The following is a 21,583-nucleotide window of genomic DNA, read 5'->3' on the forward strand; positions in this document are numbered from 1 at the left end:
GTCTCAGCCCTTCGATCCGCTGAACGCGATGCCCTGGATGAACTGCCGCTGCAGGATCATGAAGGTCACCAGCATCGGCAGCGTCGCCAGCAGCGCGCCGGCCATCAGCACCGGGTAGTCGGTGCCGTGGATGCCGACCAGCTGCGAGAGCCCGACCGACAGCGGCATCTTCGCGGGGTCGGTCGTCACGATCAACGGCCAGAGCAGATCGTTCCAGGACCACAGCACGGTGAACACCACAAGTGCGATGATGCCAGGCTTCGCGAGCGGAACCATGATCCGCCAGAAGGTCTGCCACGGATTCGCGCCGTCGATGCGGGCGGCCTCTTCCAGCTCGGCGGGCATGGACATGAAGAACTGCCGCATCAGGAAGGTGCCGAAGGCGCTGAAGATGCCCGGCACGATGAGCGCCTGCAGCGTGTTGAGCCAGCCCAGCGACTGGATGATCTCGTACTGCGGCAGCAAGTACAGCTGCGACGGCACCATGAGCACCGAGAGGAACACGACGAACAGGGCGTTGCGGCCGGGGAACGGGATGCGTGCGAACGCGTAGCCCGCCATGGTGCACAGCACCACCTGGCCGACCGTGCGCCCGACCGTGAGCCACACGGAGTTCAGGAACATCTGTCCGAACGGCATCGAGTCGAACACCTCGGCGAAGTTCGTGAACACCCATTCGCGCGGCAGGAACGACGGCGGCACCTGCACCGAGTCGGACAGCGTCTTGAACGAGGTCAGCAGCTGCCAGACGAACGGGAAGACCATCAGCACCGCGCCGAGGATCAGCACGAGGTGCACGATCCAGAGGCCGCGGTTCCTCGGCTTCCCCGCCCGGGTTCCGGAGCGGCCCACGGGGGCGCCGACCACGGCGCGTGTGTCGAGCGAGACGTCACTCATAGTGCACCCACTTCTTCTGCAGACGGAACTGCACGATCGTGAGGATCAGGATGATCACGAGCAGGAGGAAGGCGATGGCGGCCGCATAGCCGCGGTCGTTGTCGAGGAAGCCCGCCTCATAGAAGAGATAGACGACGGTGCGGGTGTTCGGCATCGCGGGGTTGCTGCGGCCGAGCATCATGTAGATGAGGTCGAACACCTGCAGCGCTCCGATCACGCTGATCACGCTGACGAAGAAGATCGACGGCGACAGCAGCGGGATCGTGATCGAGAAGAACTTGCGCACCGGGCCCGCGCCGTCGAGGTCGGCCGCCTCCATGATCGTGTCGGGGATGCCCTGGAGTCCGGCGAGGAAGATGACGATGTTGGTGCCGAGCCCCGCCCAGATGCCCACGACGGCGATCGCGACCAGCGCGGTGTTCGGGTCGGTGAGCCAGCTGCGGCCCTCGATCCCGACGGCACCGAGGGCCGCATTGAGCACTCCGTAGTCGCCGTTGTAGATCATGCGCCACACCAGCGCGATGGCTGCCGGCATGGTGACGACGGGGATGAAGTACAGCGTGCGGTAGGCGCTGCGCCCCTTGAGGCCGGCGGTGTTCAGCAGCGCGGCGATGCCGACCGCGAGGGGAATGCCGATGAGGGCGATGATCGTGTAGATCGCGGTGTTGCGGAGGGCTCCGATCAGCTCGGGGTCCTGGAACAGGCGCGTGTAGTTCTCGATTCCCACCCACTCGGACCCGCCGAACGGGCCTGACTTGGTGAACGAGATGATGAGGGTGCGGACGGTCGGCCAGAGATAGAACGCGGCGATCCCGAGGGCGGTCGGGCCGAGGAAGACCAGCGCCCACCAGGGGGACGCTCCCGGACTCCGTCGGCGGCGGCGGGTGCCGGGGCTCCGCGGCTCCGGCACCCGCTCCGCCGTCTCGACCGCGCGCGGCGCGATGACGGTCATGCGGTCACTCCTGCTCGGCGTCCAGTGCCGCCTGCATCTGGTCGGCGAGATCCTGGAGGCCGTCCTTCGGGGACACCGCGCCCGACCACACCTGCGAGAGCACCTCGCTCTCGATGCTCGTCCAGGCGGAGGTATTCTTCGAGGCCGGGTACGGCACGGCGTTCTCGAGCGCGTCGATGTAGACCTGAAGGTCGTACTGGGGCAGAGCGTCGACCCACGCCTGCTGCGTGCCCTCGAACGCGGGGATCACGGTGCCGGTCTCGGCCTGGATCTTCGCCGCCTGCTCTCCGGAGGCGAACTCGGCGAACGCCTTGGCCTCGGCGAGGTGTGCGCTCTTCGCGTTGGCGACGTTGCCGACACCGTGGATCACGCTCTGGTTGCCCTCTGCTCCGGCGGGGAGCGGGGCCACATCGACGCTGCCGCCGATGTCGGCGTTGTCCGCGTAAGCGATGGCCGCCCAGGATCCGTTCTGGAACATGGCGACCTTGCCGGAGAGGAAGAAGTCCTCGGGGTTGGTGTCGGTCATCTGCTGCGCCGTGGGCGAGGAGCCCGCCGCGATCAGGTCGGTCCACAGCTCGATGCCGGCGAGCGCTTCGGGCGAGCCGTATCCGCTCTTCGTCCCGTCGGCGGAGATCACCTCACCACCGGCCTGGGCGATCGAGTTGTAGAAGTTCTCCTGGCCGTACTGGCTGGCGGCGACCCCGAACTGGCCCTTCGCGGGATCGGTGAGCTTCGCGGCGGCCGCGGTGAAGTCGTCCCAGGTCCAGTCCGCAGAGGGGTACTCCACACCCGCCGCGTCGAAGAGCGCCTTGTTGTACCAGAGGGCGACGGTGTCGAAGTCCTTCGGGGCGCCGTAGAGCTTGCCGTCGTAGGTGTAGAGGTCGATGAGGCCCTGCGGATAGTCCGCGGCGTCGATGCCACCGTCATCGAGAGGAGCGAGCTGCCCGTTCGACGCGTAGAGCTGGAAGTTCGGGCCGTTCATCCAGAAGACGTCGGCCGCCGAACCGCCGGATGCCGCCGTCTGCAGCTTCGTGAAGTACTCCTTGTACGGCGTGACCTGGATGTCGATCGTGACGTTCGGGTTCTCCTTCGTGAAGGCAGCGGCGATGTCTTCCATCGCCGGTTTCTGGTTCTCGTCCCAGATGGCATAGCTGAGGGTGACCTCGCCGTCGGCGCTGCCGCCGCCCGTCGGGGAGGAGGAGCAGGCGCTGAGGGCGAGGACAGCGACCGCTGACGCGGCGAGGGCGCCGAGAGCGCGGCGGGTCGTACGGGGCATCGGTGTCTCCTTCGACAGGTGCACGAGTGCAGAAACGGATGTTAATCGTTTAGCGTTAATCGATTAGCAAGGAGAGTAGCCCGAGGGGCCGCACCCCGCAACCCTCGATTACAGGGCTGAACCGAGGGCGAGACCGAGGCCCGCGGCGAGCAGACCGAGCAGCAGCATCCCGATCGCATTGAACGTCGACGCGGGGCGCTCGCCGTCGCGCCACAGGGCCACCGTGTCGAGCATCGCCGTGCTGAAGGTCGTGTAGCCGCCCAACAGCCCGGCGCCGAGAAGGAAGGCGGCATCCGGCAGGGCGGTGGTGACCAGTCCGAGCGCGAACGAGCCCGTGAGGTTCACCAGCAGGATGCCCCAGGGGAACCGACGACCCGCGAGACGGGCGACGCCGAGATCGGCGAGGTAGCGCAGCACCGCGCCGACCCCTCCGGCGAGCGCGGCACCGAGGAACAGCAGCGGGCTCATGATGCCCGTCCCGTCCGGGGCCGGCCGAGACGCAGCCCGAGAGCTGCCGCACCGAGCCCGAGAACGAGGCTGCCCACCGCGTAGGCGGCGGCGAGAGCAGGCACGTCAGCCCACAGGGCGACGGTGCCGGTCATGAACGCGCTGTAGGTCGTGAATCCGCCGAGCACTCCGGTGCCGAGCATCAGCCGCAGGTCGGCCGATGCGGGCAGGCGGGCTGCCAGCACGCCGATCAGCAGGGCCCCGACGACGTTGGCGATGAGCACCGCGACGGGGATTCCGCCCCCATCCGGGAGCGCGAGGCCGAGGCCGAGCCGCGCGGCCGTACCCACCGTGCCGCCGGCGGCGACGAGCAGGATGCGGCGGAGGTTCACGTCCGCCACTGTAGTCGCCGAGCAGCGCGGCGTTCGCCGGATGGCAGCGGCCCCTGCGGATGTCAAGGCGGTGGATACCAGGACGCGAAGGGCGTTGACTGACGACATGAATCCCCTGTGGAAGCTCGACCGCACCCTGCCCGTCGGATCCCCCTTCGAACCCGGCGCGCACCACGACGTCGTCATCGTCGGCGCCGGGATCACCGGTCTCTCCACGGCGGTGATGCTCACCAGAGCCGGGCTCGACGTGGCCGTGATCGAGGCGGGCGAGGTCGCCGAGCTCGCGACGGGGGCCAACACGGGCAAGCTCTCCCTGCTGCAGGGTGGCCAGCTCGCGACGATCCGGCGCCATCATCCGGCTGCGCTCGTGCGCGCCTACGTCGACGCCAACCGCTCGGGCATGGAATGGCTGCTCGCATTCGCCGAGCTCGCAGGAGTCCCCTTCACACGACACACCGACCACTCGTACGCGCAGGGCCCTTCCGGCATCGACACGGTCGACGAGCAGCACTCCGCGGCTCGGGAAGCCGGATTGCCGACGCGATTGGCGTCGCCCACCTCACTCCCCGCGACCCCGTTCCCGGTGGCCGCCGCCGTAGCGCTCGACGAGCAGGTCGCGATCGACCCCGTGGCCGTTTGCCTCGCCCTCACCGAGGAGCTTCTCACCGGCGGCGGCACGCTCCACACCGGCGTTCGCGCGACGGGAACCCACGCGTTGGCCGGTCGCGTCGACACCGCGCACGGGCCGCTCTTCGCCGACCACATCGTGCTCGCGACGGGCACGCCGATCACCGACCGAGGTCTGTACTTCGCCAAGACGCGGGGGCTCCGGTCGTACTGCGTGTCCTTCCGCGTGCCGGACGGCGTTCCGGAGGGGACATTCCTCTCGGTCGACGGACCGACGCGCTCCATCCGCCCGGTGACCGTCGCGGACGGCCCGGGTGGCGGCGCCCGACTGATCGTGGGCGGCAACGGGCACCCGGTCGGCCGATCCGGCGGCGAGAGGGCCGCGGTGGAGGACCTCGTCGCCTGGACGCAGCTGCACTTCCCCGGCGCGGAGGAGACGCACCGCTGGTCGGCGCAGGACTACGAGTCGCACGACCTGATCCCGTTCGTGGGGGCGATGCCGCGCGGCCTCGGCCGCATCCGCTTCGCGACGGGCTACGGGAAGTGGGGGCTGTCGAACGCCCCCGCCGCCGCGCAGCGCCTCACCTCCGAGATCCTGGGCACGCCCCGACGCGATCGCCCGACCTGGATCACCATGATCGGCACGCGTCTGACCGTGCCCGCCGACCTCGCTCGCGGTGCGGTCGAGGGCGGCAAGGTCGCGACGGCGCTCGCTTCCGGTTGGGTGGAGGCGGAGACCCGCCGCACGCCGGTGCCGCAACCGGCCGAGGGCCAGGGCGTGGTGGCGAATCGCGCAGGGCGCCCGGTCGCGGTCTCCACCGTCGACGGTGTGACGCGCGCCGTGAGCGCGGTGTGCACGCACCTGGGCGGCGTGCTCGCCTGGAACGACGCCGAGTGTTCGTGGGACTGCCCGCTGCACGCCTCGCGCTTCGCGCCGGACGGCACCCGCCTCGAGGGTCCGGCGCTGCGAGACCTCACTCCCCTGACGCCGGCGGACCCGGAGTGATGTCGCCGGCGGGAGGCGCGCCGTCCCACCCCTGCTGCGGCGTCTCCCCGTTCTCGCGGAACACGTACTGCGACACGAGCTTGCGCTGGCTGCTCGACCAGTCGATCGCGGGGCGACGCTGTTCCGGCGGCAGGTAGCCCAGCCGGTAGACGGCCATGAGTTCGAGATCGTCCGGCACCCGCAACAGCTGCACGATCTCGTCCCAGCGGCCCGGCACCTCCATCGGGAACGAGATGAACTGGATGCCCATGCCGAGTTCGACCGTGGTGAGCCAGACGTTCTCCATCGCCGCCCCCATGCTGAACACCGAATAGAACGACGAGAGCTGCCCCGGCCGGTACTCGCTGCGGTCGAGCATCACGCCCAGCAGCAGCGGCGACCCCGCCACGAGCTTCCGGTTCTCGGCACCGAGGGTCTTCGGCACTCCGAAGGTGTTCATGAGCGTCTGCCCGCGCTTGGTGAACACCTGGCTCGTGAACGGGCGGAGCGCGGCGGGCAGCTTGTCGAACAGCATCCCGCTGCGCTTCTCCTCCATCTCGGCCTGACTGAAGCGGAAGTACGGTTTGTACCGCTCGAAGAACGTGCCGTTCGACATCGCCTCGGTCATGCTCTCGCCCGAGATGCGGGCGATCTGCTCGATCGTTTCGCGGCTCTCGATCACCACGAATCGCCAGGGCTGGCTGTTCAGCTGCGACGGAGCGCGGCCCGCGGCTTCGAGGAGGATGCGCTGATGGTCCTCGGAGACAGGGTCGGGCAGGAATGCGCCGTTGGTGGTCTTGCGGCGGCGGATGGCATCGAGCAGTTCCATGCGTTTCACTTCCGGTCGGCGGCGGATCGCGAGAGCACCAGCCCTGCGACGATGAAGGGGGCGGCGGCGAGCGCGACCAGCGGATGCCGCCGGCTGTGCGTGCCGAGGTACGGGATGGCCGCGAGCGGCACGGCGGCGGGGAGCAGCCCGACCGCAGCGCGACGGCCACCCGTGCGCGGCCCCCGCGACCAGCCCGCCACGACGGCGACAGCCGAGGTCGCACATGTCGCGATGTAGAGCGCGTGGTGCAGCCAGCGGAAGCGGCTGGTGTCGACCAGGCGCGCGGCGACGGATGCGCCGAGTGCGCAGTTCACGGCGTAGGCCGTGGCCGCAGCGGCGAACAGCGGCGCGTTGTTCGCGCGCTCACGGCGGTGGACCATGGCATGACCCTACGCCCGCGCCTGGGCCTCAGGCTCCCCCTTGCACGCGAGTGCGCCGGTCGGCTAGGCCGTGTGCCGGACGCGAACGACCCCCTCCTGCGCGGACATCGCTCAGGAGGGGGTCGGCTCGGTACGTGGCCTAGAGGTTGCCCTCCGCGTAGACGCGGAGCGCGTCGCGGACGAACTCCGCACCGTGCGTGCCGCCGGACGATGTCGCGTAGTTCGCGCCGAAGCGCGGATCCGCGACGTACATCTCGCCGAGCCCGATCACGTATGCCTTGACGTCTCCGCCGGGGACGGCGGCGGGTGTGCCCGGGATGCCCGTGAGCCACTCGACGTGGCGACGCGCGACCTCCTGGGCGGCGGGTGAAGCCGGATCGATGCCGCTCTCCGCGGCGGCGATCCAGTCGCGCCCGAGGTCGGACACGCGCTGCTGCCAGTCGGCGCGCGCGGCGTCCGTCATCCCGCGCCACCAGCTGTCGCTGTCGGCGTAGGCCTTCTTCCCCCAGCGTTCCTCGACTTCCTCCTTGTGCTGCGTGTGGTCGAAGCCGTCGAACATGTTCTCTGCCATGAGGTTCTCACCTCCTCTCAATGCCGTGATGGTGGATTCGACCGACGCGATCTGACGCGCCAGCCGGGTCTGCTCGTCGCGCAGCAGCGCGAGATGGGTTTCCAGGGCCGATGCCTCGCTCGCTGCGGCATCGCTGTCCGATGCGGATCCCAGCACGTCCGCGATCTGCGGGAGACCGAGCCCCAATTCCCGCAGCAGCAGGATGCGCTGCAGACGCACCAGCGCCGGGCCGTCGTAGTGCCGGTAGCCGTTGTGCGCGACGCGCGAGGGCGGCAGCAGGCCGATGTCGTCGTAGTGCCGCAGTGTGCGGCTCGTGGTTCCGGCGAGGCGGGCGATCTCCTGGATCGACCAGTCATTCGTCTCCATACCGCCTCCTCTCGTTCGTGGTCGTGCGGTGATGTCTTGAACTCTAGAAGTTGACGTTGCGTCAAGGTCAACATCTTTCAGCGAATATTCGCGCTCCCTTCTTGACAGGATCGAGATATATCGTGTTATCGTGGCAACACACGATATATCGTGACCCTCAACCCAGGAGAAGCAGACATGACCGAGAAGTGGCTCATCGCCCCCGGCGAGGAACGCGTCATCGACATCGAATCCGTCACCCGCCTCAAGGTGGGCCTCGTCGGTGGACAGGTCGACATCATCGCCCATGACGAACCGGGCATCCGCATCGAGGTGCACGGTGTCACCACCAAGGACCTGCGCATCGAATCCCACGACGGCGAGGTCGAGATCGACCACCCGCAGTTGGGCTGGGACAACTTCCTCGAGGTGTTCCGCAACTTCGGCTCCGGCGGCCCCCGCGCCGAGGTGAGCGTCGCGGTCCCCCGCGCGATCGCCCTGAACCTCGGTGTCGTCAGCGCCGGGGCTCTGGTCTCCGGACTCCGCAACGACGCCCGCCTCAACACCGTGTCAGGCGACATCATCGTCGACACCCTGATCGGCGACCTCACGGTCAACTCCGTGTCGGGCGACGTGCAGGTGCGCGGCCTCACCGGCTCGATCAGCGCGAACAGCGTCTCGGGCGATGTGGCCGTCACCGGTGCCGTGCGCCGGGCGACCGTCGACATCGTCTCCGGCTCCACGCTGGTCGACGCCGCGGGCGACGTGAACACGATCAACGTCAACTCGGTCTCTGGCGGCACCACCGTGCGCCTCGACGAGTCGCTCGCCGCGAACTACGTCATCCGGTCACTGAGCGGACGCCTGCTGATCGACGGGGTCGAGCGCAGCACCTCGGGCCCCAGCAACTACACGGGCACGACCGGGGAGCTCGCCGGACGCTTCGTCGACCTGCGCGCGAACTCCGTCTCGGGGGGCGTGACGGTCCTCCGCCGCACCCCGGCATCGATCACCGACGACCCGGAGTGGGAAGCATGAGCCCCGCGGTCTTCTCCCACGGCGACCTGCGCCTGTACCTGCTGTCGCTGCTCGCCGAGGCGCCGCAGCACGGCTACGGCATCATCCAGTCGCTCACCGATCGCACCGGCGGCACCTACACGCCGAGCGCCGGGACCATCTATCCCCGGCTCGCGAAGCTCGAGGAAGAGGGGCTGGTCACCAAGACCGTCGACGGCCGCACCACCATCTACTCCATCACCGAGGCTGGGCGGGCGGAGCTCGCGTCGCGCGAGGGCGACCTCGCCGGCATCGAAGCCGGCCTCACCGACTCGGTGCGGCTGATCGCGAGCGAAGTGCGGCAGAGCGTCCAGGACGCGATGAAGAGCCTTCGCGCCGATCTGGCAGCGGCCGAGAAGGGCGAGCGCACGGCGGCGAAGAACCGTCCCCGCACGGCGACCGACGACTCCCGGCTCGTCAGCCGCGAGGAGATGCACCGCGCCGATGCCGTGATCAACGCCTTCCGCGCACGGGTGCGCACCGATCTGCGCACCCACATCGCGAAGGGCGGCACCCTCTCCCCCTCGGTCGTCACCGAGCTCGAAGCGGCGCTCGACACCGCCGCACGCGGTGTCACGGTCGCCCTGAGCACGCCGCGCCCGTGATCGGTTCGGAGCCGGGTGCGGCACGTCCGCGGCAGGACGACGCCCGCGCGCGGGTGGAACCTCGTCTGCCGGGGCACGCGCGACAACCGCAGCTCCCCACCCCACCCGTGCAGACGTCACCCTCCGCGCGACGTCACGGCATCGTCATCCACATGGGGTGACGCCGTACGAGAAGAGGCCCCACCGGCAATCGCCGACGGGGCCTCTTCTGCGTCCGGGGAACGGCCGCTACTTCTCGGGCCAGATCTCCTTCTGCTCGTCCGGCACCGACTCTCCGAGCGGCACGACCAGGATCGAACGATGCTGCCGGTGCGCGAGGCGCGCAGCCACCGATCCGGTGAAGAACTCCCTGATCGACTCGCCGATGCCACGCTTGCGTGTACCGACGACGATCAGCTGTGCGTCGAGCTTGTTGGCGAGCTGCTTGATCGCCAGAGCCGGATCGCCGACCAGCTGCCGCGCCGTCCAGGTGACGTCGGTGCCCGCGAGCAGCGTGGCCGCAGCGGCCTCGACCGCCTCGAACTCCGCGGCTCCGGCGTCGAAGTTGATGTCGATCGGAGCCGAGTGGACGTAGCCGTCCGGGTCCTCGTACGTCACGAAGCGCGTGACGTCGACGTGCGCGACCACGAGCGGTGCACTCAGCAGTCGCGCGTAGCGGACGGCCTCATCGATCACGTGTCGGTCCTGGTCCAGCTGCATGCCGACGATGACGGCTTTCTGCAGTGCCGCATTCTGTGCGGCCTCGTCGGACGGAGTGGAGGTGTTGTCGGTCATGATGATCGTTCCCTTCACCGGCCTGGCATCAGCCAGAGGGTCGTACCCGCGTGCTATTCTGAATGCTACTCTTACCGGCCTTCAGCCGGTGTCGTGAAATGCATCGGGCCTGAACAGCCCGCAGCTTAACTCGTGAGGGGGTCTCGCGCATGGGCCGTGGCCGTCAGAAGGCGAAACACACCAAGATCGCCCGCGAACTCAAGGCGTACAGTCCGTCGGTGAACTACTCCGCTCTCGAGCGCGAGTTGGGTCATCCGACCGACGAAGACGCGTATGTCGACAAGTGGGCCGATGACTATGCCGACGAAGACGAGGACGAACTAGAGAAGGCCTGACCGCCCCTCTGTTCGTCGCACCCGCACCACGTGCGGGTGTTTCGTCGTGCTCTGGCGCTGAGCTGATGTGCTCAGCGACAGAGCACCGTCTGTCATGCCCCGACGTCGCCAGCTGAGAGGATCTCCTCATGGCACACGTCGTCGCCCTCTACCGTCACCCGATCAAGGGACTCACCCCCGAGCGTCGGGACTCCCTGACCGTGCAGCCCGACGGCCGGATCACCGGCGATCGCGTGCTCGCCTTCCGGTTCGCGGATGCCGCCGAGCCGGAGGACCGCGACGGCTTCGACTACTGGCCCAAGGCCAAGGGGCTCGCCCTCCAGGACTTTCCCGCGCTCGCCGCCCTGCGCACGAGCTATGACGACGAGACCCGACGCATCCGCATCGAACACGCCGGCTCGGTGCTCGTCGAGGCGACCCTCGACGACGGCGGACGGCGCGAGCTGACCGATGCCGTCACCGACTTCGTCCTCGCGACCTCGGAGGGCCGTCGGCTGCGACGCCCCGGCCGCCTCCCGCTCGTGCTCGTCGGTGACGGGGAGACATCGCGCTTCCAGGACCGCCCGCGGGGCTACGTCTCGATTCACGGCCGAGCCAGCGTTCGCGCGTTGGGGGAAGCCCTCGGGACGAACGTCGACGACCGACGCTTCCGCTCCAACGTGGTGATCGACGACGCCTCTCCCTGGAGCGAGCTCGAGTGGACCGGCCAGGTGCGCGTCGGCGACGTCGCCTTCCAGGCCGCCGGCCCCATCGTGCGCTGCCTCGCGACCCACGCGAACCCGGACACGGGCGTGCGGGATGCCAAGGTGCTCACCACCCTCACGAGCGCCTTCGCCCAGCAGGAGCCGACCCTCGGACGCCTGCTCCTGCCCGGCTGGGCGCCGTCGGACGACGGCCGACCCCAGGGTGGTGGCATGATCCGCGTCGGTGACGAGATCCACGCCCACCGTGCATGATCGTCTCCCCCGCGCACCGGATCGCCCGTGGATGTCCTCACATGGGGCTTGTGAGCGCAAACATGCGACGCTTCAGCGACCGGTCCCGACGGGCCCAGAGTTCGCGATCACTCGCCGGAGGCGTAGCGGGCACGAATCTGCCCGGTGATCCAGCGATTGAGTGCGGCGGGATCACCGAGCGGCAGACCCGTCCGCGGGTCCGGCGTCGCGTAGTCCGACGGTCCGAATTCCGCCAGGAAAGTCGGGCGACGGCCCTCGGAGCGCAGACGGTCGACGACGAGGTCCCACCATCGCCACTGCGCCTCGACAGCGGACGCCCATCGCGGAGATCGCGGGTCATCGATCTGGGGGGATTGCGCGTGCCCGAATCGCGCGTGGATATGGTCGGCGCGGTCGACAGCCAGCGCCATGGCCTCGGGCTGATCCTGCAACAGCGACTCGGCGGAGACCATCCAGTGGGAGACGTCGAGCGTCAGCCGGAGGCCCGGATGCCTCTCGAGCAATCGCGCCGAGGAGTGCGCGGAGGGGAGCATCCGCGCACGATGCGTCTCGACCAGGATGTCCATGCCGGTCCGCTCGCGCTCGGCGACGATCCAGCCGGCGAGCGCGTCCAGGTCCCGCTCCCTCCAGTGGTCCCGACCGGCGTGCAGGGTGATGTGCAGCGGGGCGATGCCCTCGGCACCGATGGCATCCAGTTGGAGCGCGAGCGCGCGGCGGTGCGCCTCAGGATCGGATTCGACGCTTCCGACGAGCAACGAGGCCGACGCACCGGTCTCGTCTATCGCCGCGACGAGCTCGCGCCGGGCGCTCGACTCCGAGGGAAGCCAGAGCTCCACCCCGTCGTAGCCTTCGCGGAGCGCGGTCTCGACCAACGCTCGCGGAGGCATCGCGGAGACCCAATCGTTCATCAGGATGAGCGGGCTTCGTGTCATCGGCAGATGTCCTCTCCGGTGGATCGGGGCATCGCCGCGAAACCGACGGTCGGCGTGTGCGTGTCAGAGCATGTCAGCGCTCCCTCGATGAGGCCGAGTATAAGCGTCACCGACTTCTTTTGTCGGTTGTGAGCGCAAACATTCTGTGGTTGGATGTGCTTGTGATCGACGGCGCCTCGGCGTCACCCCCGCCCAGGGCGATCCGCAGGAACATGACCTCAAAGAGGAGAACAGCATGGCAATCACCCCTCGCTTCACCCGCACCGCCGCGATCGTCGCGGTCGGCGCGGTGTCGGCCTTCGGCCTCGCAGCCTGCTCATCCGGCGACTCCGGTGACAGTGGCGCCAGCGGCGAGCCCATCACGATCGAGTACCTGCACCGCCTGCCTGACGGCGAGGGCATGACCCCCGCCTCCGAGATCGTCGACCGCTGGAACGCCGAACACCCCGACATCCAGGTGAAGGCGACGAAGTTCGACGGCAAGTCGAGCGACATGATCCTCAAGCTCGAGACCGACGTGAAGGCCGGCAACGGACCCTGCCTCGCGCAGACGGGCTACTCGGAGGTCCCTCAGCTGTTCGTCAAGGGACTGCTGCAGGACGTCGCGGACGAGGCGAAGAAGTACGAGGACGACTTCTCGGCCGGTGCGTTCAGCGGCATGAAGGTCGGCGACGCCATCGTGGGCCTCCCGCAGGACACCGGACCCCTCGTCTACTTCTACAACGAGGCCGAGTTCACGGCGCTGGGCCTCGACGCCCCGAAGACGCTCGACGACCTCACGGCCGACTCCGCCGCAGCGGCCGCCGCGGGCAAGTACGTCACCGCGTTCACACCGGATGAGGCTCAGAACTGGCTCTCCGCCCAGTCGGCCGCGGCCGGCGACACCTGGTTCAGCACCGCCGGCGACGAGTGGAAGGTCGACGCCGAGGGCGCAGGCTCCGAGCGGGTCGCCGCGTTCTGGCAGGGCCTGCTCGACGGCAAGCAGACGTTGGCGACCGAGCGCTGGGGTGAGGGCTTCACCGCCGCGCTCAACGACGGCAGCCTCATCGGCCACGTCGGAGCCGCGTGGGAGGCCGGGTTCCTCCTCGATTCGCTCGACGGCACACCGGCCGAAGGGCAGTGGCGCGTCGCCCAGCTTCCCGACTTCGGCGCGGGTGCCATGAGCGGCCCTGACGGCGGTTCCGGCGTCTCGGTGATGAAGGGCTGCGAATACCCCGCCGAAGCGATGGAGTTCAACGACTGGTTCAACACGCAGGTCGACGACCTCGCATCGCAGGGCCTCGTCGTCGCCGCCAAGGGCGACGTGGAGACCCCCGAGAAGATGCTCCGCCAGTTCGGCGGTCAGGATGTGCTCGCCGAATTGAGCACGGCCACCGAGAATCTGAACCCCGACTTCCCCTACGCACCGGGCTTCTCGACGCTGTCGAAGATGAACGAGACCGCCGCTGCGGCCGTCGCCGGCACGGCATCGGTGGCCGACATCTTCACCACCGCGCAGGACACCGCCGTCTCCTCCCTGAAGGACCTCGGCCTCCCGGTCGCAGAGTGAGTCGACGAGAAGGCATCATCGGATGATCGACGGCGGAGTGCACGCGCAATCGTGCACTCCGCCGTCGTCTTGACCTCGAGAGGCGACACCATGGTCACAGTGACCGAAACGCGAGGTGCGGCACCGGCGCCGACATCGCGCATCCCCGCGGATCCCACCCGCCGGCGCCGGTTCGGGACCGGACGCGAAGGTCTCACCGGATGGCTGTTCATGGCGCCGTTCGCGGTGCTGTTCGTGCTGGTCTTCCTGGTGCCGATCATCGTGTCGATCCGCTCGTCGTTCTTCGCGCAGGTGCCGTCAGGAGACGGACTCTACGGCGGCGGCGAACTCGTCGACACGTTCGTCGGTCTCGAGAACTTCGTCACCGCCGCGACCAACGGCGCGTTCTGGACGGGCATGGGTCGCGTCGTCCTCTACGCCGCACTGCAGATCCCCGTGATGATCTTCGTCGCGCTCGGCCTCGCCCTGCTGCTGGACTCGTTCATCGTGCGCCGTCCCACGCTCTTCCGGCTCTCGTTCTTCCTCCCGTACGCGGTTCCCGGCATCATCGCGGCGATGATGTGGCTCTACCTCTACACGCCCGAGGTGTCGCCCTTCCTGCCCTTCCTCCCCGAAGGCACCGACTTCATGGCACCGGGCACGATCCTGTTCTCGATGGCGAACATGACGACGTGGACCTACACGGGCTACAACATGCTGATCTTCCTGTCGGCGCTGCAGGCTGTTCCGCGCGACCTCTATGAGGCGGCACGCCTCGACGGCGCATCCGGATTCCAGATCTCGATGCGCATCAAGGTACCGCTGGTGCGCGGGGCCGCATTGCTCGCCGTGCTCCTGTCGATCATCGGCACCATCCAACTGTTCAACGAGCCGGTGGTGCTGCAGGCCGCGAACTCGTGGATGGGCAAGGACTTCACCCCGATGATGCTCACCTACAACACGATGATGGGCGAGATCTCACCGTCGGGCAGCGGCCCGGCATCCGCATACTCCCTGCTCATGGCTCTGATCGCGGGTGTGCTCGCGATCGTGTACGCGCTGCTGCAGCGCCGGAAGGGCGACGCATGACCACCACGCGCCTCATCACCACCGAGCCATCCACGCGCCGACCCCCCCGTCGTCCGCGCGACGTGGATGCTCCGCCGCCCTCGATCGCCCCGACCCCGGTCGCGCGCGCGTTCGGCATCATCGCGCTCGTGATCGCGACGCTGTACTTCCTGGTGCCGGTGTACTGGCTCATCGTCGCCTCCACGAAGAACAACACCGACCTCACCTCGACCTTCGGCTTCTGGTTCGCCGACTGGAACCTCGGCACCAACTACGACAGCCTGATGAACTGGACCCAGGGTCTGTTCTGGCGCTGGGTCGGCAACTCGATGCTCTACTCGGTGAGTGCGGGCGTCGTCGGCACCCTGTTCGCCGTGATGGCCGGTTACGCGATCGCGAAGTTCGCGTTCCCCGGCAAGCGCATCGCCGTGGGCGTGATCATGGCCGGGCTCCTGCTCCCGGTGGCGCTGCTGACGGTGCCGCTGTACATCGAGTTCCAGGCGCTCGGACTGACCAACACCGTCTGGGCGATCATCATCCCCTCGGCGGTGTCTCCGTTCGGTGTCTTCCTCGGCATGGTCTACGCCCAGTCGTCGGTGCCGACCGAACTGCTCGAAGCGGCTCGCATCGACGGCGCCGGCGAGGCCCGCATCTTCTTCACGATCGTGATGCGCCTGCTGGGTCCGGCGATGGTGACGATCTTCCTGTTCATCTTCGTCGCGACGTGGAACAACTTCCTGCTTCCCCTCATGATGATCTCGAGTCAGGATCTGAAGCCCGTGACCCTCGGTCTCTACGGCATGGTGAGCTACTTCGCCCCGGACAAGGGTGCGGTCATGCTCGGCGCCCTGCTCGGCGTCATCCCGCTCGTGCTGCTGTTCTTCGCCCTGCAGAAGTACTGGCGTTCGGGTCTCGCCGCCGGCGCGGTCAAGGGCTGATTCCCCCGTCTCATCCCTCACGCGCGGTGGATGTGTGTGGTTGCGTGGCTGCGCGGTGTGCGGGGTGTGCGGCGTCGGAGGGCAAGCCGGGTCGGAGGCTCAGCGAGCGCACGGGAATCTGGCGAGCGCACGGAATCTCCACGCGTACAAGCCGTGCACTCGACAACGAGCCGTGCACTCGGCGGGGCGGGCGGACGCGGGGCGGGGGCGCGGGGCGGGCGGACGCGGGGCGGGGCGCGGTAGAGACGGCGAACGGCCCGGAGGTGCACTCCGGGCCGTTCGGGCGGTGCGTCAGCTCAGTCGGCGTCTCCGCAGCCAGAGGACGAGGCCGAGCGTGATCGCGGCCAGACCGGCGACCGCCGCCCCTGCCCAGATGGCTCCGTCTGCACCGGTCGTCGCGAGGCCACCGGCGCTAGCGGCAGCACCGGCCGTGACCGTGAGGTCCCCGCGCGCCAGCTCCACGCCCTGGGCGTCGGTCGCGACGAGAGCGTGGGCTCCAGCCGGCGTCGCCGCGGGAATCGAGACCGTGGCCACGGCGTCGCCGTCGGCGGACACCGTCACCTCGCCGATCCGCACCGGCTCGGAATGCAGCCACAGCTGCACCACCGCGTCCGGCTCGAACCCGCTCAGCTGCACTGTCAGACTCCCTCCCGCCACCACCGAGCCGATGGAGGCCGTGACGGTCGCCTTCTTCCCCGGCTTCGCCTTCTTGACCTTCAACGGAGCGCTGGCGAGTTCCGCACCGGACGCGTCCTGGACGATCACCCGGTGCTTCCCGAGCGAGGCGTCGGTGGGGATCAGCAGTCTCGTCGACAGCGCGCCCTTCTCATCGACCGTCGCATCCGTCAGCTTCGCGCCGTCGAGCCACACCGACACCGTCGAGCGCGGACCGAAGCCCGTGAGCGCGACACCCACCGTCTCCCCGGTGCGCACCGAGTCGGTGTCGAGACCGATCTTCGGATCGATCGCCGGGTTGCACGCGCTCAGGTCGTCGGCCGGACGCGTCGCGGGCGCATGGCCCGCCTGCGGAGCCGAGGAGCCGTAGACGGCCATCTCGGCCACCGAGGCGAACTGCGTCCCCGAGATCGATGAGGTCGCGGTGACCCGGATGTAGCGGGCTGTGGTCTCGGCGAAGTCCACGTCCTGCCAGTCGGCGAGGTTCTGCCACTCCCCCGACGTGACCGGCGTGTACGCCTGCCCGTCCGCGGAGACCGCGACCTCATAGCCCTTGATCGGCCCGTTCTGGTTCGCGTTGCGACGCAGGTACGAGATGCCGTCGATCTTCTCGGCGGCACCGAGATCGAAGGTCATCACGTGCGGATACGAGGTCGCGTCGACGCTCCACCGGCTGTGCCAGAAGGTGCCGGCGTTGCCGTCGATCATGTTGGCGGCGGCGCCGTCTTCACCGGCCGTCTCCTCGGAGCTCGCCGACACCGTGATCTGCGAGTTGGGGATGCGTGCCCGCGAGGACACCGACACCTCCTGCGTCGTGCGGACGGTGCGCACGTCGCAATCCGCGAGGTACGTCGCAGCGATCCCGATTCCGATGCCCGTACCGGCTGCGGCTGCCGGCGCGGTGATCAGCCACGTGGTGTCCACACTGTCCCCGGGAGCGACCGTCTCGAACAGGTTCGATGAGCCGTCGGCGACCTCCACCGCGTACCCCTCCGGCAGCTCGAGCTGCACGCCGATGTTCTCGACGGCGATGGACTCGCTGTTCGTGAAGGTGGTCGTGAACGCGGTCTGCGCACCGGGGCTCAGGACGCCCGCTTCGCCGGACACGGTCGCGCACGGGGTGCCGCCGGTGGTGGGACCGAGGTCGGTGACGGTGAAGTCGTCGAGCACGAAGTCCACTTCCGGCCCTCCCACCCGCTCGAGTCCCACCCAGGTGTAGTCGCCGCATCCGACGACGACGTCCTGCGAGAACTGTGCCGTCTCCAGCGCCTGGGTGATCCCCGTGCGGCTGAGCGTGGTCGACGTGACCTTGCCACCCGCCACGGAATCCGTCCCGGTGAGCCAGCGGTATGCTCCGCTCGCCCCGGCCTGGTAGTCGAAGCCGATCCGGTAGGAGTGCCCTGCCTGCAACGGCACGAGCGTCGGGTCGGTGCGATATATCAGACCGCTGTACTCCGAGTGCGACATCAGCGAGTGATCCCCCGACAGGGTGGAGTCGACCGCGAGCCCGGCCAGTGCCCCCGAGTCGAACGGGATGGCGGTGTTCCGCCATTCGCTCGTCGTGTAGGGCTCGTTGCGGCGCGAGATGCTCGTGCGGATGCCGCCGGGGTCGCCTGCGAAGACGAACGGCCCCCAGCCGGCCTGGTTGCCCTCGAAGTCGTTCGAGTAGACGGTGCCCTCGGAACGAGGCGAAGTCGTATCGCGCATGATGCGCGCGTTGTCGACCCGCACCTTCGGCTCACCCGCCACGGCGGACACGGAGACATCCACCTGACCGGACGCCGGTGCCAGGAAGGAGACCGATCCTCGCTGGTATCCCAGCCCGGCCTTCGAGTCCGACACCATGCGGTTCTCCGTCGGGGAGAGGTTCCAGGTGGCCGGAACGACCCCGTTCCCCGTGTCGACCGCCACCGTGACGTCTCTCGTCGCCGTCGGCTCGATCTGCACCTGGGCCGAGAACGAGTACCGCTCTCCCGGCTTCAGGCCGGTGACGGTCTGGGTGATGGACGATGCGGCAGCGCCGAGCACAGCGATGTTGTCGCCGCGGGACTCGGTCTTCGCCGTTCCCTGATCCGTGCGCTCGATCGTCACCTCGCCTCGCGGGTTCCAGACGTCGAGCGAACCGGAGTTGAAACCCGGGTCATCGAGACCGGCGTCGTGGTAGTCGACGGCTGCGCGCTGCGCCCCGCCCTGCGGCACCACGACATAGGCCGTGCCCTTGTCTCCCGTGAGCGTGAGCTCACCGCCCGTCGCGTTGACCGTGCCGACCTTGACGCGTCCCTGGTCGCCGAGCTCGAAGACGTCGAAGGCCGTGTTGCCGCGGAAGGCGTCGGTGAGACCGAACGTCTTCTCGCCGCCGGATGCGGAGTAGAAGTACATCTTGTCGGCGTCGACGGGCGACCCGGCCTGCTCGTTCGACTCCAGCGACTGCCACGGCAGCAGGTACGAGTCGCCTCGCAGCACCGTCGCCCCGTCCATCGTGACGACCCTGGTGCTTCCGTCCATGCGCACGGCGACGTCATCCGTCAGCGTCGCCTCGGCACCCGCCTCGTACGTGAGCAGATCGAAGTGCTGCAGGAACTTCGTCGGCAGGCTCTGCGTCCAGATGTTGCCCATGAAGCCGTCCCAGTTGCGGTTGCCCTGCCATCCCTCGGCGTCGATCAGCCGCTGCTGGCCCAACAGGGCGTCGTCGTTCCAGATGTCGGCCTGTCCGTTCTGGATGAAGCGCACCATGGTGGAGTTGATGCCCTTGTTGTCCTTGCCGCCGTAGGCGAGGTCGTTCGGCCAGTGCGACCAGACCGTGTTGTCGACGAACTTGTCGCCCCATTCGGTCGCGACTTCGAGGTCCATGCCGTTCAGCTCGTCCGCGAGCTCTTCGGCGACCCAGCCGTTGGAGTAGTAGACGTCGATGTAGACGCCGCTGAGCCCCGGTACCTCGTCACGCAGCTGCTGGAAACGATCGAGCACACGACCCGTGCCGAGGTCTGCCTGCTGATTGATGTAGTACGACTGGTCGAGCCATGCCCACCCCTTCTTGTACGGGGCGCCGCCGTCGAGGATCGCCGGGTCGAAGGCGTTGGCCTGGGGGTAGATCTCCGTGGCGTTGACGTGCACGCTCATGTCGGCGTTGAGCTTCGCGCCCTCGTCGACGAGGGTGTTCAGGTCGTCGAGACCTCCGGCACGCTCGTTGTAGTTTCCGCCGTAGTCGGTGTTCGCCGAGTCGTGACCCTCGCTGCCGTAGCCCTTGTTGAGCACCCACTGGCCGAGGCCGTCGGTCTGGTTCGCGATGCGCTTGGTGTTGTCGAGCACGAGGTCGAAATAGTTCGTCGCACTGGACGCGAAATTGAAGGGGATGCGGCTGACGACACGCTCCGCGACCCGGTCGGCACCGAGACGCGGGGTGTCGACCTCGCGATAGCGGATCGCCGCGTCCTGCCAGTCGACGGTCGCGTCGCCGTTGCGGTCGGCGGCGAGGAGGACGGTGACCTGGGGCAGGGCGTAGGTGGTGACGCGGCTGTCGACGGCGGTGGTGGGGTGAACCAGCCAGGCGCTGGATCCGATCTCGGCCGTGCGCCCCGATGCCTCGGTCACGCGCGTGGTCAGGCGGGTGTTCCAGGAGGCGGTCCCCCCGGAGGCCTGGGTCGTCGCATTGGTGATCACGCTGCCGACCAGCGCTCCGTTGCCGAGGAACGCGAATGCCGCCCCTTTCTGGCCGGTCGCCGTGGATGCGTTCACCGCGATGTGCTCGTCGGCGTTCTTGGTGCTGTCAGGACTGATCACGGTGCGATCCAGCGTCGCCCCGCCGTCCGCAGCGCTCGCGGAGAGGAACGCGTTGTCCGGGACCCCGAGCGTGGTCACGGTCGCCGAGCCTTCGACGGCGGTGACCTCGAACCCGACGGTGCCGTTCTTCGCGACGCGGATGCTGCTGCGCACCGTGACGTCGATGCCGGTGAGCTTCGACACGTAGTCGACTCCGGTCGCGGAGGAGGTCGAGGTGGTCTCCGACGGGTAGCTCGTCCCGTTCACGGACCAGGTCTTCGCGGAGGTGCGCTGCCCGGTGATGCTGTCGTCCCCTACCCGGTATTCGGCGATGCGGGGGAACTCGGTCGAGACGACCGCAGTCGTGCCGCCGTCGGCGATCTCGACCTTCTCGTCGGTGTCGGGGACCTCCGGCTCGGTGACGATGGGAGGCAGCTCCTGGTCCGACAGGATCTCGACCTCACCCCCACCGGCACCATTGCCGGTCATGTCCTGCGCATCGATGATCAGCAGCGCGACGTACCGACCCTCGACCGCGGTGTCGAGCGAGATGCGCTGCTTCTCACTGTTCGACGTCGGCGCGTGCAGGGTCGCCGTCGCGACCGCGGCCCCCCACCCGCCGTCCGCCGGCGAGAGGGTGGCAGCCTGGGCGTCGTCGGTCACGTAGACCTCGACATTCTTCGCGTCGATCCGCTGTCCGAGCTTGCCCGAATAGTCGAGCGCCTTGACGGAGACGGAGCGCTGGAGGTCGATGGACAGCCAGTGCGGGAACGGCGCCTTCTCCGTGTAGCGCGAGACCCACTGCGTACCGAAATCACCATCGAAGGCGGCGAGCGCCGTGCCGTCGACCGATGGCGGAGCCGGGTAGGGGTCCGATTCGCTCGACACCCCATGCAGGCGGTAGTCGGTCTTGGGGACGGGGATCAGATCGGCAGCCTGCGCAGCCGGCGCCTGGATGAGCACGCCGCCGAACGCGAGCGCCGTCGCCAGCAGGGAGCTGAGGGCGACGGCCGCGCGGGGCGGTCGGGAAGGTTTCGACACGTCTTGCCTCTCGGTCGGAGCGACGTCCGGGAGCACAGACGCCCCGATGCGTCGCAGATGATCATCGATGACACACCTCGATGTTTGCGCTATCACAATATGCAGACGGAGTCCGGTATATCAAGGCTCCGTTGTAAGCGAGCGCAAACATTGGCCAAAAGTCATCCGCCACAGACGAGAAGAGCCGCCCCGCGCACACGGTGCGAGGCGGCTCT

At 68.4% G+C, this 21,583-nt stretch carries 19 protein-coding genes; 8 read left to right on the top strand and 11 right to left on the bottom strand.

All coding sequences use genetic code 11. The features are described 5' to 3' along the window. Positions 1-3: 3 nt before the first annotated feature. The 5 genes from MicroSTF_RS17750 to MicroSTF_RS17770 all read right to left on the bottom strand — a co-directional run bounded on the left by MicroSTF_RS17750 (position 4) and on the right by MicroSTF_RS17770 (position 3,964). A complete protein-coding gene (locus MicroSTF_RS17750; RefSeq protein WP_029265275.1) occupies positions 4-897 on the bottom strand; it encodes a carbohydrate ABC transporter permease in 894 nt (297 codons plus the stop codon). Beyond that, the gene (locus MicroSTF_RS17755) at positions 890-1,849 is read right to left on the bottom strand and encodes a sugar ABC transporter permease (protein ID WP_322957500.1); all 960 of its coding nucleotides are present in this window, start codon (positions 1,847-1,849) and stop codon (positions 890-892) included. Before MicroSTF_RS17755 ends, MicroSTF_RS17750 begins: the two co-directional genes overlap by 8 nt. Positions 1,850-1,853: 4 nt before the next feature. After that, positions 1,854-3,125 (bottom strand): sugar ABC transporter substrate-binding protein, encoded by a 1,272-nt coding sequence (locus tag MicroSTF_RS17760; RefSeq protein WP_322957501.1) that lies wholly within the window; start codon positions 3,123-3,125, stop codon positions 1,854-1,856. A gap of 108 nt (positions 3,126-3,233) precedes the next feature. Next, entirely contained in the window at positions 3,234-3,593 is a 360-nt protein-coding gene (locus MicroSTF_RS17765) for a fluoride efflux transporter FluC (protein ID WP_029258389.1), read from the bottom strand. After that, a complete protein-coding gene (locus MicroSTF_RS17770; protein ID WP_036331090.1) occupies positions 3,590-3,964 on the bottom strand; it encodes a fluoride efflux transporter FluC in 375 nt (124 codons plus the stop codon). Before MicroSTF_RS17770 ends, MicroSTF_RS17765 begins: the two co-directional genes overlap by 4 nt. 106 nt (positions 3,965-4,070) lie before the next feature. Here MicroSTF_RS17770 and MicroSTF_RS17775 point away from each other — a divergent pair, with 106 nt between their 5' ends. Then, a complete protein-coding gene (locus tag MicroSTF_RS17775) occupies positions 4,071-5,597 on the top strand; it encodes an FAD-dependent oxidoreductase (RefSeq protein WP_029265269.1) in 1,527 nt (508 codons plus the stop codon). On the opposite strand, the gene MicroSTF_RS17780 is transcribed toward MicroSTF_RS17775, so the two are convergent. The 3 genes from MicroSTF_RS17780 to MicroSTF_RS17790 form a co-directional block, all read right to left on the bottom strand. Next, positions 5,566-6,405, bottom strand: coding sequence for a nitroreductase family protein (locus MicroSTF_RS17780; RefSeq protein WP_029258386.1), 840 nt, complete (start codon positions 6,403-6,405; stop codon positions 5,566-5,568). The two genes, MicroSTF_RS17775 and MicroSTF_RS17780, sit on opposite strands and share 32 nt — an antisense overlap. Positions 6,406-6,410: 5 nt before the next feature. After that, complete coding sequence (locus MicroSTF_RS17785; RefSeq protein ID WP_021201496.1) at positions 6,411-6,785, bottom strand: hypothetical protein; 375 nt, start codon at positions 6,783-6,785, stop codon at positions 6,411-6,413. Positions 6,786-6,924: 139 nt separating this feature from the next. Further along, positions 6,925-7,722, bottom strand: coding sequence for a MerR family transcriptional regulator (locus MicroSTF_RS17790; RefSeq protein ID WP_322957508.1), 798 nt, complete (start codon positions 7,720-7,722; stop codon positions 6,925-6,927). A 177-nt stretch (positions 7,723-7,899) separates the two neighbouring features. Between MicroSTF_RS17790 and MicroSTF_RS17795 the strand changes: the two genes are divergently transcribed. Continuing rightward, positions 7,900-8,739: a DUF4097 family beta strand repeat-containing protein gene (locus MicroSTF_RS17795; protein ID WP_322957510.1), complete on the top strand. Its 840-nt coding sequence runs from the start codon at positions 7,900-7,902 to the stop codon at positions 8,737-8,739. After that, positions 8,736-9,362: a PadR family transcriptional regulator gene (locus tag MicroSTF_RS17800; protein WP_029259535.1), complete on the top strand. Its 627-nt coding sequence runs from the start codon at positions 8,736-8,738 to the stop codon at positions 9,360-9,362. Before MicroSTF_RS17795 ends, MicroSTF_RS17800 begins: the two co-directional genes overlap by 4 nt. A gap of 228 nt (positions 9,363-9,590) precedes the next feature. Here the strand turns inward: MicroSTF_RS17800 and MicroSTF_RS17805 are convergent, their stop codons facing one another. Further along, positions 9,591-10,136 (bottom strand): universal stress protein, encoded by a 546-nt coding sequence (locus tag MicroSTF_RS17805; protein ID WP_029259536.1) that lies wholly within the window; start codon positions 10,134-10,136, stop codon positions 9,591-9,593. 149 nt (positions 10,137-10,285) lie between these two features. On the opposite strand from MicroSTF_RS17805, the gene MicroSTF_RS17810 reads away from it, so the two are divergent. Beyond that, positions 10,286-10,471 carry a DUF3073 domain-containing protein gene (locus MicroSTF_RS17810; protein WP_029259537.1) on the top strand — a complete coding sequence of 62 codons (186 nt, stop codon included), beginning with the start codon at positions 10,286-10,288 and terminating at the stop codon, positions 10,469-10,471. A gap of 128 nt (positions 10,472-10,599) precedes the next feature. Further along, positions 10,600-11,427: an MOSC domain-containing protein gene (locus MicroSTF_RS17815; RefSeq protein WP_322957518.1), complete on the top strand. Its 828-nt coding sequence runs from the start codon at positions 10,600-10,602 to the stop codon at positions 11,425-11,427. A gap of 107 nt (positions 11,428-11,534) precedes the next feature. On the opposite strand, the gene MicroSTF_RS17820 is transcribed toward MicroSTF_RS17815, so the two are convergent. Continuing rightward, the gene (locus MicroSTF_RS17820; RefSeq protein WP_322957519.1) at positions 11,535-12,359 is read right to left on the bottom strand and encodes a sugar phosphate isomerase/epimerase family protein; all 825 of its coding nucleotides are present in this window, start codon (positions 12,357-12,359) and stop codon (positions 11,535-11,537) included. Between the two features lie 235 nt (positions 12,360-12,594). Between MicroSTF_RS17820 and MicroSTF_RS17825 the strand changes: the two genes are divergently transcribed. From MicroSTF_RS17825 to MicroSTF_RS17835, 3 genes are all read left to right on the top strand, one after another. Then, entirely contained in the window at positions 12,595-13,908 is a 1,314-nt protein-coding gene (locus MicroSTF_RS17825) for an ABC transporter substrate-binding protein (protein ID WP_136023792.1), read from the top strand. A gap of 90 nt (positions 13,909-13,998) precedes the next feature. After that, positions 13,999-14,976 carry a sugar ABC transporter permease gene (locus tag MicroSTF_RS17830; protein WP_322957521.1) on the top strand — a complete coding sequence of 326 codons (978 nt, stop codon included), beginning with the start codon at positions 13,999-14,001 and terminating at the stop codon, positions 14,974-14,976. Next, on the top strand, positions 14,973-15,893 hold the full coding sequence (locus MicroSTF_RS17835; protein WP_322957523.1) for a carbohydrate ABC transporter permease: 921 nt from the start codon (positions 14,973-14,975) through the stop codon (positions 15,891-15,893). The genes MicroSTF_RS17830 and MicroSTF_RS17835 overlap by 4 nt, the downstream gene beginning before the upstream one ends. A gap of 291 nt (positions 15,894-16,184) precedes the next feature. Here the strand turns inward: MicroSTF_RS17835 and MicroSTF_RS17840 are convergent, their stop codons facing one another. Further along, positions 16,185-21,368: an endo-alpha-N-acetylgalactosaminidase family protein gene (locus MicroSTF_RS17840; protein ID WP_322957525.1), complete on the bottom strand. Its 5,184-nt coding sequence runs from the start codon at positions 21,366-21,368 to the stop codon at positions 16,185-16,187. Between the last annotated feature and the right edge of the window lie 215 nt (positions 21,369-21,583).

This window comes from Microbacterium sp. STF-2 (assembly GCF_034650155.1).
GTDB classification, from domain to species: domain Bacteria; phylum Actinomycetota; class Actinomycetes; order Actinomycetales; family Microbacteriaceae; genus Microbacterium; species Microbacterium maritypicum_A.